Here is a 14,274-nt window from a genome sequence, read left to right on the forward strand (position 1 = left end):
GTTTTTTCCGACATCGGATAGGGAAGCTCGCGGTTAATTTCATTGCTTAGAAATGGCAATTTCGGTAAGGTAATTACCTAATGATAGGGACTAAATGACTAGATTGGCCGCAGCCGTCCCGTTCTCGACGAGGCGCATGGTCGGTGACGAAGAGTTAAGTTGATGCCGGACCGAAGCGTGATCGCGGCTGATGAAGGTCGCTTCGCGAAGCTGACCGAGCGGCAGAAAAGGTATCTCCGTCACGTATTCCAGCACCGCACCTCCGACGAGATCGCGCATTTCGAGCGAGTAAGTGCGCGTGCTGTCGACAAGCAACTCTTGCTCGCGAAAGGTGCGCTCGGTGCAACGAGTCGGTTCGAAGCGGCGAGGATGTTTGCCGAGTTCGAGGCGGGGGTAGAAAGATTCTACCCTGCAAGCGTTGCACCTACCCGGCCCGAGTTCTGGCCGCTTCCATTGCCGCTGCCGACCAAGCGGGCGGCGCTGAACATCCTGTCGTGGCGGCAGGTTCTGGCATGGGGTGGGATCATCGCGATCGCCACTCCGATCGCCCTGACCGTCGCCGCCATGGTAATCATCGCCCTCTCGCTCCTGATCGGCGTCAACCCGAAATGACGGCGCCGAGGCGCCGGCGGAGGAGCATATGGATAAGCTGATAAAGACAAGCAGGGTCGTCGCAACCGAGCTGCGCAGGGCGGAGCGGTCGATCAATCTGGCGCAGCGCGACGTCGCGCAGTTCCTGCTGACGACGCTGGATGCGACCGAGGCGCACGGTCTGTCGCCGGCGATGTCCCAGCGCACGGTGCGGGCGACGGTCGGGGCGCTGGCCGCCCTTGCCGAAGGCCAGGGGCAGATGGCGATCCGCGCGCATCTCAGCGCGGAACGCGCGGGACGGGATCTCGGTCTCGATGTCACCGCCTGGGGTGCTGGTGCGCCAAAGCCTTCGTTCGCGACAATCGAGGAAGCCGAGGTCGCGTGAGCCGGGGGCGATCGGGCAGATGAATACGGGATGGCTTCTCGCAGCGATATACAATGTGGTGCTGTTCGGCGTGTGTGGCTGGGCGTTGCTGCGCGGAGGCCGTCCCGAGCGTATCGGGGCCGTGATCAACCTGCTCGCGTCATGCGTAACGACCGCATTGCGGTTGATCGACGCGCACTTCTATGCCCCGGCGGAGGTCGTGGTTCTGGCGATCGATCTGGGCGTCGCTGCCGGCTTCTTCTGGCTGGCGATCGCCACCATACGTTTCTGGCCGATCTGGGCATTTGGATTCGCGCTGGCCAACCTGTTCACCAACGTCGTCGGCCCCTGGATTCCGCGCACGCCGCTTTTTGCCTATCTTACCGGCCTCGGAATCTATGCGTACCTTGCTTTGGGTGCGCTGCTCCTGGGCACGCTTCGCTTGCCGCGTTCTGCGCAAGCCTGGCTGCGGCGCGGCATGCGCCGCGATCTGATATCGAACAACCGCGGCTCGAATTCTGACTGCCCTTCGCCCCCTTCGACAAAGAACGACCTGACGCTCGACGTGACAATTGACGCGGCCGGTCCCGGAAAATGAAAGGCGTGCCTCGGAGCTTGCGGGTTGGATACGCGCCCACGGCCGTAGCAGCGGAATATGCGTATCGAATTGACGGAAAGGCTTGGTGAAGGGATTCTGTCCGCTGGATCGGCAGATGATCTGCATGAGGCATTGTTGCGGTCAGTGCAGGAAATGGGCTTCAACCATTTCGCTCTGTCCATGGAGATCGGCTGTGGTGGCGAGGCCGGTACATCGGTTCTCATCCATGATTACCCGGCGTCCTGGGCTGACGTGTATGTCGGCTTCAATCTTGGCGCGACCGACCCGATCCGGCGAGCAGCGGAGCATAGCCTGATAGGTTTTTGCTGGAATAAGGTTTCGACATTGATCCCGGTCAGCGATCTGGAGCGGGCGATGTTCGAGACCGGACAGCGTCATGGAATCGCCGATGGCTATACCGTTCCTCGGCATTTGCCCGGCGAGGTGACGGCATCGTGCAGTTTCGTGACCAGCCCCGGCGGCGGACTTCCGGAATCGATGCTGCTGGTCGCGGAATTGATCGGCACCATGGCGATCGCGAGCGCTCGACGCATCGCGGGATGGGCGCCACAAGCCGCCCGTCCGAAACTCACCGATCGTCAACGCGATTGCGTGCTGTGGGCCGCGCGCGGCAAGACCGACTGGGAAATTTCGCGTATTCTGGGCATCAGCCACGACACGGTGATCACGCACCTGAAGGAGGCGCGTGATCGCTATGACGCACGAAAGCGCGCATCGCTCATCCTGTGCGCGTTGTTCGATGGTTTGATCAGCTTCGCCGACATTTTCCGGTGGCGTGAAAAGGTGTGATCGCGCTCGGCTGAGCTGACGACGCCTCTCAGGCGGTGAAGGAGCGCCTCCCCATTTCTTGGGATGGGCGACCGCTCCCGACCGATGCTCTCCTGCGCGCGCGGATGATCCGCGCAGGAGAACGAAATGTTGCGATCGGTTGATGAGAAGGCGGCGATCGACGGGGATACCGCGCTGCGAGCGATGTTCCGGGCGCGGAAGGAGGTCTTTATCGATCTGCTCAAATGGGACCTGCCGGTTCTCGCCGGCGAGTTCGAGGTCGATCAGTTCGATGACCCGGCTGCCGAATACCTGATCCTGCTGGATGGCAGGGGAGGGCATCGCGCCTCGGCGCGCCTGCTGCGGACCGATCGCTCGCATCTGCTCGGCGATCTTTATCCGCATCTCTGCGCCGGTCCGGTTCCGGCGGGGCCGACGATCCGTGAGATCACGCGCTTCTGCCTTGATCGCAATCAGCGCGCAATGGAGCGTCGGAGTGCGCGAAACCAGCTCGTGACCGCTCTGGCCGAGCATGCGCTGGCGAACGGGATCACCGCCTATACCGGGGTCGCTGATGTCGAATGGTTCGATCAGGTGCGTCGGTTCGGATGGGCTTGCGAGGCGCTCGGCCAGCCTGTTCGCCATGGGCGGCAATGGCTGACGGCGCTCCACATCACCATCGACGCAGATACGATCGAGAGCCTGCGTCTGGGCGGCACCTATGAGCCATTGGACTATGCGCTCGCGATGCCGGCGGCGGGAGGCGTCCAATGAACGCGGTCACTTCGTTCGAACGCCATGGCGTCGATTGGTCGGCGCGACTGCTGCGAGACGGATATTGCATCATCCCGGATGCGCTGCCGCGCTCGGTGCTGGGGGCTTTGCAAGCAGATCTTGAGCCTGATTTCCGGGCAACGCCGCTGTGCCAGGGGCGGTTTTATGGGGAGCGCACCAAGCGGTTCGGTGGCCTGCTCCGTCGCTCGGCACGCGCGTCGGCGCTGGTGCTCAACCCGACGATTCTGCACATGGTCGAGACGGTGTTGCGACCAGCCTGTGACAGAATCCAGCTTAACGTCGCGCAGGCGATCGAGATCCACTCCGGCGAGGTTCGCCAGTTCCCGCATCGTGACCATGACATGTGGCAGGGCGAGAAAGGCGCGCACGAATATCTGGTCAATGTGATCTGGCCGCTGACCCCGTTCCGGCGTGAGAATGGAGCGACGCTGATCTATCCCGGCAGTCATGGCCGCGAAGGGATGGCGCGTGAGGATCCCGGCGATCCGATCGCGGCGGAATGCGATCCCGGTGCGGCGATCTGCTTCCTTGGCTCTACCGCCCACGGTGCCGGCGCGAACCTGACGGACCTTCCGCGGCGCGGCATTGTCGTGGGCTATTGTCTGGGCTGGCTCAAACCTTACGAGAATCAGTGGCTCGCTTATCCCCCGGCGATCGCGCGGACCTTCCCTCGCGAACTGGCCGAGCTGGTCGGCTATGTCCAGCATCGCCCCAATCTCGGTAACTACGAAGGCCAATGCCCGTCGATCCTGTTGGGAGATGAGATCCCGGACCGTATCGGGGCAATCGACGCCTTGCGACCCGATCAGGAGGCGATGCTGGCGAATTTCGCGGGCGAGCACGAACCATGAGCCCGGCGCATGTTCTGGAGCCGACCTATGACGCGTTGCGGCGTCGGTTGGTCGCGGGGGATTGGTCACCCAGCTATCGGCTCGAGGCTGCACGCTTGGCGGAGGAACTGGGGGTCAGCATCACACCGGTCCGGGACGCGCTCAATCGGCTGACGGGCGAGCGGCTGGTCGAGTCCGAACCGGGAGAGGGATTTCGCGTTCCGCGACTCGACGGTGCCGATCTCAGGACGACGTTCGCGTGGCATCACCGATTGATGACGATCGCGATCCGGTGGCGCGGCGGGCCGTTTCCGTTGATTGAGATACCGCAAGGCCACGATGGGATCGGAGAGCGCACCGCGCTGCTGTTCGGCTCGATCGCCGCGACGGCGCGTAATGGTGAACTGAACCGCGCGGTCACCCAGACTGCGGCACGTCTCAACCCCTATCGGCAATTGGAGGCAAGAGCGCTCGATGATGTTGAGCTGGAGCTTGCCGCGCTCGAAGCGCTGGCCGGCGGCAGGTCCCGCACCGCCTTGTTGGGGGCGATCGGCGACTATCATGCGCGCCGGAAGGCGGCCGCTGACCGATTGGCTGAACTCGCGCGCGGTGATGCCTCGTGATTTCGCTCGATCCGAAGCGCAGAAATGACCGGGTGGTGACAACGCGCGTTGGATGCACGCGCCGACGCCTTTAGCTCCCGCCTGGACATACGCGCCAGCTACCCGGTCATGCCGTCCGAGGGAGGCCCGGAAGGCATTGAAGATATTGGGTTGGCAGCGGTGACAGGCAAGATGAAGCCATGCCAGATTGGGGAGGATTCCGACCCGAAAACCGCGCCTAAGCTGGCCCTACATCGCACCTTGGTGCTGACCTGTTGCCAGGTCACGGAACGATCGCGATTACCTCCCAGCCAAGAGTGCCGTGCACATAGGCGACTGCATAAGAGTTGTTCGCGCCGGTCCCCATATATTGCATTTTCGCTCGGCCTGAATCATTCTCGTACCGTACCGCGACATTCTGGCAGCCGTGGTGCTTCGACCATAGCCAGGCATTATGAACGGCAGACCCGAACGGTCCGCCGGCCGCATTGAAATCATGGCGCCGATTGTCGCCTGGTCGCGGCATGGCCCTGGGAATGCGGCAGACCGACACCGTTCGGCCTGGACGCCGCCGCGTAAGGCCTTCTTGTGTCTTCCTCGCCTTGCCCGCCCCTGTCTCCCAGCCGGCCGCCGCTGTCGGCGTCGTCTGGTTGCCATAATAGCCGATCCGAATTTGCGGCGGTGGAGGTAGACGCTCCGCCAGTGCCGACACTCGAACAGGTATTTCGCACTGAGCGGGGTCGATTGCTGCGCTATCTCACTCGGCGCATAGGCAGGGATCATGCCCCGGACATGGTCCAGGAAGTCTTCGCGCGCGCAGCCGGCAGCCAGCAGGCGACGCAGCTTGCCAATCCGGTCGCCTTCATCAGACGCATTACCCGCAACATGCTTATCGATAGGGCTCGCCGAAAGGAGGCGAACAAAGTCGTGCTATGTCCATTGGACGATGAACGTCATTTGAGCGCTCCCCCGGAGCAGGGTCTGGCGATAGAAGCGCAAGACCTTCTTCGCATTTACCATGAAGCCGTCGCTCAATTGCCAGAAAAGACTCGTGCGGTTTTCCTGCTGAGTAGAGACCAGCATTTGACGAATCGGCAGATTAGCGAGAAGCTTGGGGTCACGGTGAAGGCCGTCGAATATCACATGACGCGAGCGCTCGCGTATCTCGCGACGGTCGTGGAGGCGCATCGATGACGGGGGAATCAGGGCCGGACAACCACGCGTCGAGCAGGTTGACCAACGACGCGGCGGCATTGGTTCAACGCGTCAGGAGCGACCCTACCGAGGAAAACGTCGCGGCATGCAAAGCCTGGTGCGATCAGGGCGATGAATATCGTAAGGCATTTGCGTCCGTGATGCTTATCGCCCCGTTGTCGGACGAGGTGCGTCGTCGCATCGGGACGATGGTGGGTGAGCGTTTTCCCGCACTGGATGGCTTGCCGAGCGGGAATCACTTTGTACCCGCAGCCAAGCGAGCCACGGCGGGTCCGGGACCGTGGGAGACAACTCGGCCAACGGCCGGGCTGTCGCCACCGCCGCATCGTCGCGTGGGACGTGTAGTTTGGATTGGCGTCGGAGCTGCGGCATCGGCTGCGGTCCTTGCGCTGGCGATTGGCCTCGGTCCCAATCTGTCGACGGAATCTCTACTTTCATCCGCAAGAGCCGAGATCCTTGAAACCGGTCATGGTGCAATTCGATCATATTCTTTGGCCGATGGCAGTGGCGTGACGCTCGATGCCGACACCCGCCTGGAGATTACGATGGATCACGCCCATCGGCACGCTCTGCTCCGTCAGGGTCGCGCCCGTTTCACGGTAAAGTCGGATCGGCGCCCGTTTACCGTCGAAGTTGCAGGTGGCGAAATAGTGGCGGATCAGGGCTCGATCGACGTCCAACTCGATCGAGCCCATCGCGCCGATATCCGTCTTCGTGAGGGCGCGGCCACCGTTCGGTCGGATGGTCAGGACGCGCGCTCGCTCACCATCGGTCAGCCGCTCACCTTCTCGCAGGATAACCCTCGGGCAACGACAGTGGCTTCACCGCCAGCCGATACGCGGGACTGGCCGGCGGGGTGGGTCGAGTATCGGACGGTTTCGTTGGGGGCGCTCATTGCCGAGGCTAACCGGTACTCCAGGGTGCCAATAGTCCTCGACAGTCCCGATCTGGAAACATTGCAGGCGACCGGGCGATTTAAGCTCACTGACACCGACACCTTCGTGTCGCGGATTGCGGAACCGTTCGGACTTCGGGTGAGTCGGCGCAGCGACGGGATTCATCTGAGCCGATAGAACTGCAAAGCGTCCCTAGGGTCAGTTCGGCCCTCTGCGTCAACGTGTGGCCCTGAAGGCGAGCCGAGGGCTCGCAGGCAGGGGACGGATAATGACGGGCGGACGGATTAGTGGTTTCGCGATGCTGATGGCGGGCGCGGTTTTGGTCGGGGCCGCGTCCCCAGCATCAGCTCAGGAGCGGGAGACCTATCAGTTTGATCTTCCGGCGCAGGATCTCGGCGAGGCGTTGCGGGCGGTGGCAGCCAAGGCCGGCTGGGAGCTTTACGCATCTGCCGACGACCTGAATGGGGTCGCGGCGCCAAGCCTTCACGGCACGTTCTCCGCGCGCGAAGCGGTCGAGCGGCTCGTGCGCGGCACCAATTTGGCGGTTCGTTTCGACAAGGGGGCAGTGATTGTCCGGGGGCGATCGGAGGTAGCTGCTGGTAACAGCTCGTCCGAGAAGGACGTTATTGTAACGGGGAGCCGTATCCGTGGAGCGGAGCCGGCGGCGCCAACAATGGCGGTGACGTCAAACGATATGCGCCGTGCGGGTCAGATCGACCTCGGTGAGGCAATGAGAAGCCTCCCGTTCAACTTCGGCGGCGGGCAGAATCCCGGGATCGGGGCCACCCAGGGAGCGGCAAACGAAAATGTGAACGGTGCGTCGTCCGTCAATCTGTATGGTCTTGGCCCCAACGCGACCCTGACGCTCCTGAACGGCATGCGGCTGAGCTACACAGGGGTGAACGCGGCCGTGGACATCAGTTCAATCCCGGCAGCGGCGGTCGACCGGGTTGAGGTCTTGGCCGACGGTGCATCCGCGATCTACGGCTCGGATGCAGTGGCTGGCGTGGTGAACGTCATTCTGCGCCGCAATTATAATGGCGCTTCAATCGATGCTCGTGTGGGAGGGGCGACGGACGGCGGCTATTTCCAGCAGCAATACAATCTGATCGGCGGGAGGACCTGGCGCGGCGGCGGGGCGTTGGCCGTGTACGATTATTCGTCAAACTCGGATATCCGGGCGGGCGAGAGATCCTACACAGCCTCCATGGCGGCGGATTCGACGATCTACCCGCGGCTGTGGCGTCACAATGGCTTGGTGAGCCTGTATCAGAACGTCGGCGAGGCGCTGACAGGCAGCGTTGATGTCTTGTTCAACGATCGTCAACAGGCCTATGTCCAGAGCTTCACCAATCAACCGTACATCAATGCCGGTGCGACCGCGGCGGCGCACACCAGATCTTTTCTGGTCAGTCCTTCGGTCGTTGCCAGGTTGGGCGACGACTGGACCATCCGCCTTATCTCTTCTTACGGAACCGACAGGACCGAAATCAATTCGAACATCTATTTCGGTGGTACGTTCTATGGAACAAGTTATCGGCGATACAATAATGAGAGCTTATCGCTCGAAGCCAGTGCAGAAGGAGCGGTGGTGCAGTTGCCGGCCGGCGCCATTCGGGTTGCCATCGGCGGTGGATATCGGCGCAACGGCATCGATCTCGTCAGCACCACGCTTGGCGTGACCAGCAGGGTTTTTGATCAGCATCGCGTGAACCGGTTCGGCTATGCCGAGGTTTATATTCCGCTGATCTCTCCTGCTCAGGAGTCCGTCATCGGCCGCTCGCTATCGTTCACCGGGGCATTTCGCTACGAATCGAACTCAGGCGTCAGCTCCGTCGGCTTGCCGAAGGCCGGGATCATTTTCGAGCCTTTCGACGGCGTGACGCTCAAAGCAAGCTGGGGGAGGTCGTTCCGCCTGCCTACGCTCTTTCAGCAATATTCGAGCTACTCGGCGGTCCTCTTGCCAACAGCTGGTTATGCGACCGGCTATCCTACGGGGTCGACCTTCATTGCATTGCAGGGTGCTGGTCCGGATATGAAGCCGGAACGGTCGGAAAACTGGACGTTGTCAGCCGAAGTCAGGCCGACCGTCATTCCGGGGTTGACGGGCAGCATCAGCTATTTCCGTTTCAATTATCGGGATCGCATCGCGACACCGATCGTGTCGAGCGTCGGCGCTCTCAATAACCCCATTTACGCTAGCTTGATCACCAGCAACCCATCGCTGGCGTTGCAACAGGCTATCGCGGCTGGCGCCGATATCGGACTCCAGAACGGGACCGGGAAACCCTACGATCCAGGCACGGTAGTCGCCCTCCTTGATGGGCGGGATCGGAATGTCGCCCGAGAGACCTATCGCGGCGTCAATCTCTCGGTGCGATACGCCGTCGGCAGTCTGGATCACCAAAGGGTTGATTTCAGTCTCGATGGTACATGGTTGAACAGCAGCCGGCAGCTTCTGCAGGGACTCGCGGCTGCGGACCTTGCTGGCACGCTGTTCAATCCGCCGCAGTTCCGGGCAAGGATTGGCGTCACCTACTCGACGCAGGTCTTTTCGATATCTGGCTATGCCAATCACGCATCGAGGCTGACTGACAACCGAACGCTGTCCATCTACAGTATCCGTGGACCGTCGACTTTTGATATGGCGACGGTCGTCAAAGCCGGTAGTGGCATCGAGTTCAGCGCGAACATCAATAACATCTTCAACGCCAAGCCGCCCATCATCGTAACGGGGGCTCCGTCTGACACGCCCTTTGACACAACCAACTTTTCGCAAATCGGTCGATTCATTTCGGTCAGTGTCCGCAAGTCCTGGTAAATCCCATGCGGCTAGAAATACTTGCGTGCTGCGTGGCGGCATTCGCTGTCGTGGCGGACTGTGCACTGGCATCCGCAAGATCGCCATCGGGGCATTGGACAATCGACGACATTGTCACGATTCCCGAAGTGATCGACGTCGCGCTCTCCTCTGACGGTCGCTCAGCGGCATACCTCCTGCGCGTCGCTGATATTGGAAAGGATCGACCTGACTTCGAGCTGCACGTGCTGAATATCGGAACTCGCCGGGACCGGATCGTGGCCAGATCAGTCTGGATCGACCGTTTGCGATCAGTGCCAGCTCGTTCATCCTGGAGTATGCTCGCCGACTTCGGAAAGGGGGTGCAACTCTACGAGTTTGAAGACGACGGGCCGCCGCATCCCGTGATCGAGAACCCGGACACGGTGCTGGTGGGGACCGCGGACGGCGCAGAGTTTGGCTACACCGGAACGCTACCCATTCGCTTTGGCGTGACCTTTTATGATTGGTCGCCTGATGGACGGCGGCTGTTCTATTCCACGCTGCATGCCAAGGTGCCGAAGAGGCAGTTGATATTCGATGAGGATGTGGTCGCGGCCGGTGTGCGTCGGCGATGGTCGCCGCAGGTCTCGGTCCAGTTCTTTTTGCGAGAGGGCACCGGCACGCCTTATGCGATTGCCGAGGTCGCCGATACCGACGTGGTCGCGCGGGCACTCGGGGGCCTCCCGGTCTGGGGAGCCGGCTATGTCGAATATGGATTGCAGGCGGACGAAAGTAGCGATCCGTCCGTCGCTCGATATCGATGGTCTTTTGACACTCACAGGGCAAGCCGGGTTTCCGGGTCACCCGATCAAGCGGCGCGAGAGATTACTATTGGCCCGTGGGGCGGCCGACTGGCGATCGAATGGCAAGGAAGCCAGCGGCATTTGCTGGAACGCGTCGGTTCCGAGGTGATCGATTACGGCGCCACCGATCTATCGATTTCCGATCCGCGATCCCCGGGTTCATGGCGTGCTCCAGATGGCGAGTTTTCTGTGGTCGCAGCGAGAAGTCCCGTGGATGGGCGATATAGCCTTTTGCGTGTTGATCGCTCGGGTCGGCAAATGCCGATCGAAACGCGTGGGAGCCTTCGACACTGTGCGTTTCGGTCCGATGCGAGCACCGGGATCTGCGTGCATGAGGGCTTGACTCAGCCTCCCGAACTCGTGGCAGTGTCGAGCCGGACAGGGCGTATCAAGCGTATTCGCTCGATCGCCGCGAAGTACGATCAGCTCCAACCATTTCATGTCGAAAAGCGAACCTTCGTCAATGCGCTTGGTTTTAAGTCCCTCGCGTTCGTCATATTTCCGCGCGGGTACAAACGCGGTCAAAAATATCCAGCGATCATTATCAATCATGGTGGAGATGCTGACGAGCGGTTTGGCTCATTCGACTTGCAATGGAGCTATCCTGTGCAATCGCTCGCCGAGCGCGGGTATGTCGTCATTCTCGCCAACGAGCCGTATCCATCGCAGAGCAAAATGCTCGAGGCGGCAAACAGGACCTGGATCAGTTGCAACGGCGAAATCCCGCCTTCAGAAGTGCAGCGTCAGATATGGCTCAATGCCGTTGAAAGCTTCCGGGCGGTGATCACGACTCTAGCCGCCGAGGGTCTGATAGACGCCGACCGCGTCGGGATCGCTGGATACAGCTACGGATCGCAGCTCACGAATGTTGCCATCACTCAAACCGGGCTGTTCAAGGCTGCCTCAAGCGGGGACGGCGGCTATCTGGAAGTAGCATCCTATCGAAACCATATTTGCGGCTATCGGGCCATCTACGGGGGGCCGCCAAACGATCCTTCAGCACATCGAAACTACGTCGCATTCGCGCCTGCCTATCGTGCGAAGAACTCACGAACGCCGCTTCTCCAGCAGATGGCGGAACCTCATGATGGAGCGGTCGAACTTTACCAGGCGATGCGCGCTGCGGGTGTGCCCACGACCATAACGCTATATCCAGGAGAGGCACCGTCTGCGGACGAAACGCACGTCTTTCACATTCCTTCAAATCAGCGAGCGGCTATGGAGGAGAACATCGAATGGTTCGATTTCTGGCTGCGCGGTATCAGGCCAAGTGGATCAGGCTCGGTCGCGCGGGCGAAAGTCAGCACGGCGAACGCTCAATAGCGTCGGTCATTTTTCTCGCGCTCAAGCCCAGCAGCGCGCCCAAGTCTCCGCAGCCACCAGACCAAGCAGTCGCCGTGGCTGGGCTGGCGTGAAATCGTAGCGTTGCCCGCTGTGAGGATCGGCGGGAATACACGTTACAATTTCATTGTCTGCGAGGAATCCTGAGCGAAGCTGATCGAGGATCTTGGCCTCATTTTCCCAAAAAAGATGATCCAGGAACCCTGACGGGCCACCTTTCGATCGGCGACAAACGATGGGTGCGGGCAGGTCTTGCGTGAATGCTGATCGAGCTACCGATCGGTCGATGCCGTTGCACACCCATTCCCAACTTGGAATACCCAGACACATTTCGACGATCGGCTGCGCGAGAAGCGGCGAGATCGTGGGCGGATGTGTCAGTCGAGTGTGGAATCCATCATTTCCAAGGGCGCGCCTGATCATTCGGACATGAGCTGCGGATCCGGGCAGGGTCGCGCTTGGCGGCTTGAACCAGGGATGTGGTGGCGCACTGTCGAGTGCCTGATCCAATCGCGACGGAACGAGAAACGACGGATCGCCGGTGGCCGCCCTTCGCGAGGACCTTCCGAAAATGCGTCCAAGCGTATGTCTGGCTATTGTCGTCAGGTCGCCGCCGGTGAGGGTCGCGACATCGCGGATTGTTCCGACCAGCTCACGAAGCGGAGATCGTGCATATAGTCGGTCAACGACGGGAGTCACCGACTGCATGAGGCCAAAGACGCCGTCACCGCCCTCACCGGAAAAGAAGGCCGCCACCGGCATGCTTTCCGCCACCGCATCCTGAGCCAGCGCGATAGATTGCGCATAGGGCGCCAGGAATGGCCTCGGGACGGTTGCCACCACGGGGGCAGCGATGTTCACCTGATCAAGCTGATATTGGAAAGTGCGCAGCGGCATGCAGAACGCGTCAGCCGCCTGCTGGGCGAACGCGCGCTCATCTCCCTCCCGATCTGACCAGGCCATATTCAGGCCGCACGCTGAAATCGGCAAACGACCAAGCACCGAGCCGATGATCGAGGAATCCAGACCACCCGACATTCCGAGCACGATCCCGTCGAAGCAGCCTGCCCAGGCCCGCATGGTGTCAACGACGGTGAGCCGCAATTCCTCCGGGTCGATGACACGCGATCTTGTACGTGATGCGACATGGTCCCATGGAGACCAGAGCGCGCAGGTATCGGAGCCGCCGGAGCCGACGTGCAATGCGTAGCCTGGGAGGAGTTCTCTCACGCCACTTAAGCAGGTCCGCTCGCCCAGGTGATGCAAATCCCAAAGGTGGACGGTCAGCCCCTCGACGTCGACCCGAAGATTGGCGCGAGCCGTGCTCGGATAATCGAGGATCTCGGCAGCGATAATGATTTGTTGGCTGTGGCGGAGCCAGTATGCGGGAAGAGTTCCGGAAGGGTCACGAAGGACACGGCACCCGCCGTCTTGCGTTTCGACGAACGCAACGTAACCACCCCAGAATTCTTCGAACAAGCTGGAGCCGTTGGTTTTGCGGATTCTTTCCTCCTGCTCGCTCGTCAGCGTGAGAACGCGTCGCGCAGGTCGGGAGCGTGTGAAGAGATGACCGACAATGGCGCCAACGTCGCCAATCCGGATGGCCTCTTTCGACGCCCATAGCCGAAAATACGCTCGATTGACTATCAGGTGCAGATCTGGCGGCAGAATGCCCAAATTTTTGTCGGCCTCGGGAGGGACGTCACCGATCAGGCCGAGGTAGCGCGGCGCGGTCATGCGGCAAAGATCGGCTGGAAGGCGGAAACTCGCTCCAATGAATCGCCAATCAGCCGGTCCTCACACTGTACCCAGCAGTGCGCTGCTATCGGGAGCTGGACGCCGATTATTACGGTCGGGCTATGGCCGAAGCTTCGCAACATTTGTGCGATCGCCAGGCTTCGCGGGACGCACAGGTCGCGGGACGGCGTAAGCATCTGGATCGTGCAGAAGGCGCGAGAGATATCCGCCTCCGTGACCCGGTGACCTCGACGGGAAGACGTGCCATCCTGCTCGGACGCCGTTTTCAGCGATTTCAAGATATCGGCGAGATGAAGATGACAAATGCGCCGGATCGCCGAAAACTGCATGAAGAAAGCTTGGGGCAAAAGCGCGAGCGCCTGGCGAAAATGCCCAGCATGCGTATAGCTGGAACGGGGTTGGAGTATCTGAGGCATCTCCGGACCCGGATTCTCGGTCCAGGTAATTAGATGAGCGTCGAGTAGGGCGTGATAATCTCTGGCGCTCGCCGACCCGCGCAAGAATGACAGGAATCGTCGTCCTGTTTCACCGCGAAGAAGAAAGTATCGACCCCGATATTCGTCAAGTATGACCGGGACTTCTCCGACGGCGCACGCGTGCAGGCCGGTTGCGACCTTGAACATTCATCACTCCTGATCGCGCGATGGCAAAGGGACGCGCGGCCGAATGGCGCGCGTCCCATCCCATCAGTCGTCCTGGGTGAGGCCGAACTCCTTGCGCAGGGCGCCGCCGCTATCGTCGCCACCGACCGGCGAGATGCCGCGGGTGAGTTCGACGACGTCACCGAGATCGACGACGTCTTCCGAGATTTCAAAGCGGTCCATAATAACCTCCTTGTTTGATCGCGACT

The 14,274-nt window shown here is 61.0% G+C and carries 14 protein-coding genes; 11 read left to right on the forward strand and 3 right to left on the reverse strand.

Features of this window, described 5'->3' with window-relative positions:
* Positions 1-162 precede the first annotated feature (162 nt).
* The 11 genes from F9288_RS12435 to F9288_RS12485 all read left to right on the forward strand — a co-directional run bounded on the left by F9288_RS12435 (position 163) and on the right by F9288_RS12485 (position 11,648).
* The gene (locus F9288_RS12435; protein ID WP_174837085.1) at positions 163-612 is read left to right on the forward strand and encodes a helix-turn-helix transcriptional regulator; all 450 of its coding nucleotides are present in this window, start codon (positions 163-165) and stop codon (positions 610-612) included.
* 28 nt (positions 613-640) lie between these two features.
* Entirely contained in the window at positions 641-976 is a 336-nt protein-coding gene (locus F9288_RS12440; protein ID WP_174837086.1) for a hypothetical protein, read from the forward strand.
* 55 nt (positions 977-1,031) lie between these two features.
* Entirely contained in the window at positions 1,032-1,553 is a 522-nt protein-coding gene (locus F9288_RS12445) for a hypothetical protein (RefSeq protein ID WP_174837087.1), read from the forward strand.
* Positions 1,554-1,610: 57 nt separating this feature from the next.
* The gene (locus tag F9288_RS12450) at positions 1,611-2,363 is read left to right on the forward strand and encodes a LuxR family transcriptional regulator (protein WP_174837088.1); all 753 of its coding nucleotides are present in this window, start codon (positions 1,611-1,613) and stop codon (positions 2,361-2,363) included.
* A 126-nt stretch (positions 2,364-2,489) separates the two neighbouring features.
* Complete coding sequence (locus F9288_RS12455; RefSeq protein ID WP_174837089.1) at positions 2,490-3,116, forward strand: acyl-homoserine-lactone synthase; 627 nt, start codon at positions 2,490-2,492, stop codon at positions 3,114-3,116.
* Positions 3,113-3,988 (forward strand): phytanoyl-CoA dioxygenase family protein, encoded by an 876-nt coding sequence (locus F9288_RS12460; RefSeq protein ID WP_174837090.1) that lies wholly within the window; start codon positions 3,113-3,115, stop codon positions 3,986-3,988. The genes F9288_RS12455 and F9288_RS12460 overlap by 4 nt, the downstream gene beginning before the upstream one ends.
* Complete coding sequence (locus tag F9288_RS12465) at positions 3,985-4,590, forward strand: GntR family transcriptional regulator (protein WP_174837091.1); 606 nt, start codon at positions 3,985-3,987, stop codon at positions 4,588-4,590. The genes F9288_RS12460 and F9288_RS12465 overlap by 4 nt, the downstream gene beginning before the upstream one ends.
* Before the next feature lie 681 nt (positions 4,591-5,271).
* Positions 5,272-5,763 (forward strand): sigma-70 family RNA polymerase sigma factor, encoded by a 492-nt coding sequence (locus F9288_RS12470; protein WP_254620863.1) that lies wholly within the window; start codon positions 5,272-5,274, stop codon positions 5,761-5,763.
* Positions 5,760-6,857 (forward strand): FecR family protein, encoded by a 1,098-nt coding sequence (locus tag F9288_RS12475; protein WP_174837092.1) that lies wholly within the window; start codon positions 5,760-5,762, stop codon positions 6,855-6,857. Before F9288_RS12470 ends, F9288_RS12475 begins: the two co-directional genes overlap by 4 nt.
* A gap of 91 nt (positions 6,858-6,948) precedes the next feature.
* A complete protein-coding gene (locus tag F9288_RS12480; RefSeq protein ID WP_254620864.1) occupies positions 6,949-9,501 on the forward strand; it encodes a TonB-dependent siderophore receptor in 2,553 nt (850 codons plus the stop codon).
* 128 nt (positions 9,502-9,629) lie between these two features.
* Positions 9,630-11,648 (forward strand): prolyl oligopeptidase family serine peptidase, encoded by a 2,019-nt coding sequence (locus tag F9288_RS12485; RefSeq protein WP_217482511.1) that lies wholly within the window; start codon positions 9,630-9,632, stop codon positions 11,646-11,648.
* A 21-nt stretch (positions 11,649-11,669) separates the two neighbouring features.
* Here F9288_RS12485 and F9288_RS12490 read toward each other — a convergent pair whose 3' ends face one another.
* From F9288_RS12490 to F9288_RS12500, 3 genes are all read right to left on the reverse strand, one after another.
* Positions 11,670-13,403, reverse strand: a complete 1,734-nt coding sequence (locus F9288_RS12490; RefSeq protein ID WP_174837094.1) for an asparagine synthase-related protein — start codon at positions 13,401-13,403, stop codon at positions 11,670-11,672.
* Entirely contained in the window at positions 13,400-14,047 is a 648-nt protein-coding gene (locus F9288_RS12495; RefSeq protein ID WP_174837095.1) for a lasso peptide biosynthesis B2 protein, read from the reverse strand. Before F9288_RS12495 ends, F9288_RS12490 begins: the two co-directional genes overlap by 4 nt.
* 63 nt (positions 14,048-14,110) lie before the next feature.
* Positions 14,111-14,248 (reverse strand): benenodin family lasso peptide, encoded by a 138-nt coding sequence (locus F9288_RS12500; protein ID WP_174837096.1) that lies wholly within the window; start codon positions 14,246-14,248, stop codon positions 14,111-14,113.
* Positions 14,249-14,274: the final 26 nt, after the last annotated feature.

The sequence above is a fragment of the Sphingomonas sp. CL5.1 genome, assembly GCF_013344685.1.
Classification (GTDB): Bacteria; Pseudomonadota; Alphaproteobacteria; order Sphingomonadales; family Sphingomonadaceae; genus Sphingomonas.

What these genes read in the sequence shown, in the direction of transcription:
- F9288_RS12435 (WP_174837085.1), top strand. Translation starts at nt 163, where the DNA reads ATGCCGGACCGAAGCGTGATCGCGGCTGATGAAGGTCGCTTCGCGAAG.
- F9288_RS12440 (WP_174837086.1), top strand. Translation starts at nt 641, where the DNA reads ATGGATAAGCTGATAAAGACAAGCAGGGTCGTCGCAACCGAGCTGCGC.
- F9288_RS12450 (WP_174837088.1), top strand. Translation starts at nt 1,611, where the DNA reads ATGCGTATCGAATTGACGGAAAGGCTTGGTGAAGGGATTCTGTCCGCT.
- F9288_RS12455 (WP_174837089.1), top strand. Translation starts at nt 2,490, where the DNA reads ATGTTGCGATCGGTTGATGAGAAGGCGGCGATCGACGGGGATACCGCG.
- F9288_RS12460 (WP_174837090.1), top strand. Translation starts at nt 3,113, where the DNA reads ATGAACGCGGTCACTTCGTTCGAACGCCATGGCGTCGATTGGTCGGCG.
- F9288_RS12465 (WP_174837091.1), top strand. Translation starts at nt 3,985, where the DNA reads ATGAGCCCGGCGCATGTTCTGGAGCCGACCTATGACGCGTTGCGGCGT.
- F9288_RS12475 (WP_174837092.1), top strand. Translation starts at nt 5,760, where the DNA reads ATGACGGGGGAATCAGGGCCGGACAACCACGCGTCGAGCAGGTTGACC.
- F9288_RS12480 (WP_254620864.1), top strand. Translation starts at nt 6,949, where the DNA reads ATGACGGGCGGACGGATTAGTGGTTTCGCGATGCTGATGGCGGGCGCG.
- F9288_RS12490 (WP_174837094.1), bottom strand. Translation starts at nt 13,403, where the DNA reads ATGACCGCGCCGCGCTACCTCGGCCTGATCGGTGACGTCCCTCCCGAG.
- F9288_RS12495 (WP_174837095.1), bottom strand. Translation starts at nt 14,047, where the DNA reads ATGTTCAAGGTCGCAACCGGCCTGCACGCGTGCGCCGTCGGAGAAGTC.
- F9288_RS12500 (WP_174837096.1), bottom strand. Translation starts at nt 14,248, where the DNA reads ATGGACCGCTTTGAAATCTCGGAAGACGTCGTCGATCTCGGTGACGTC.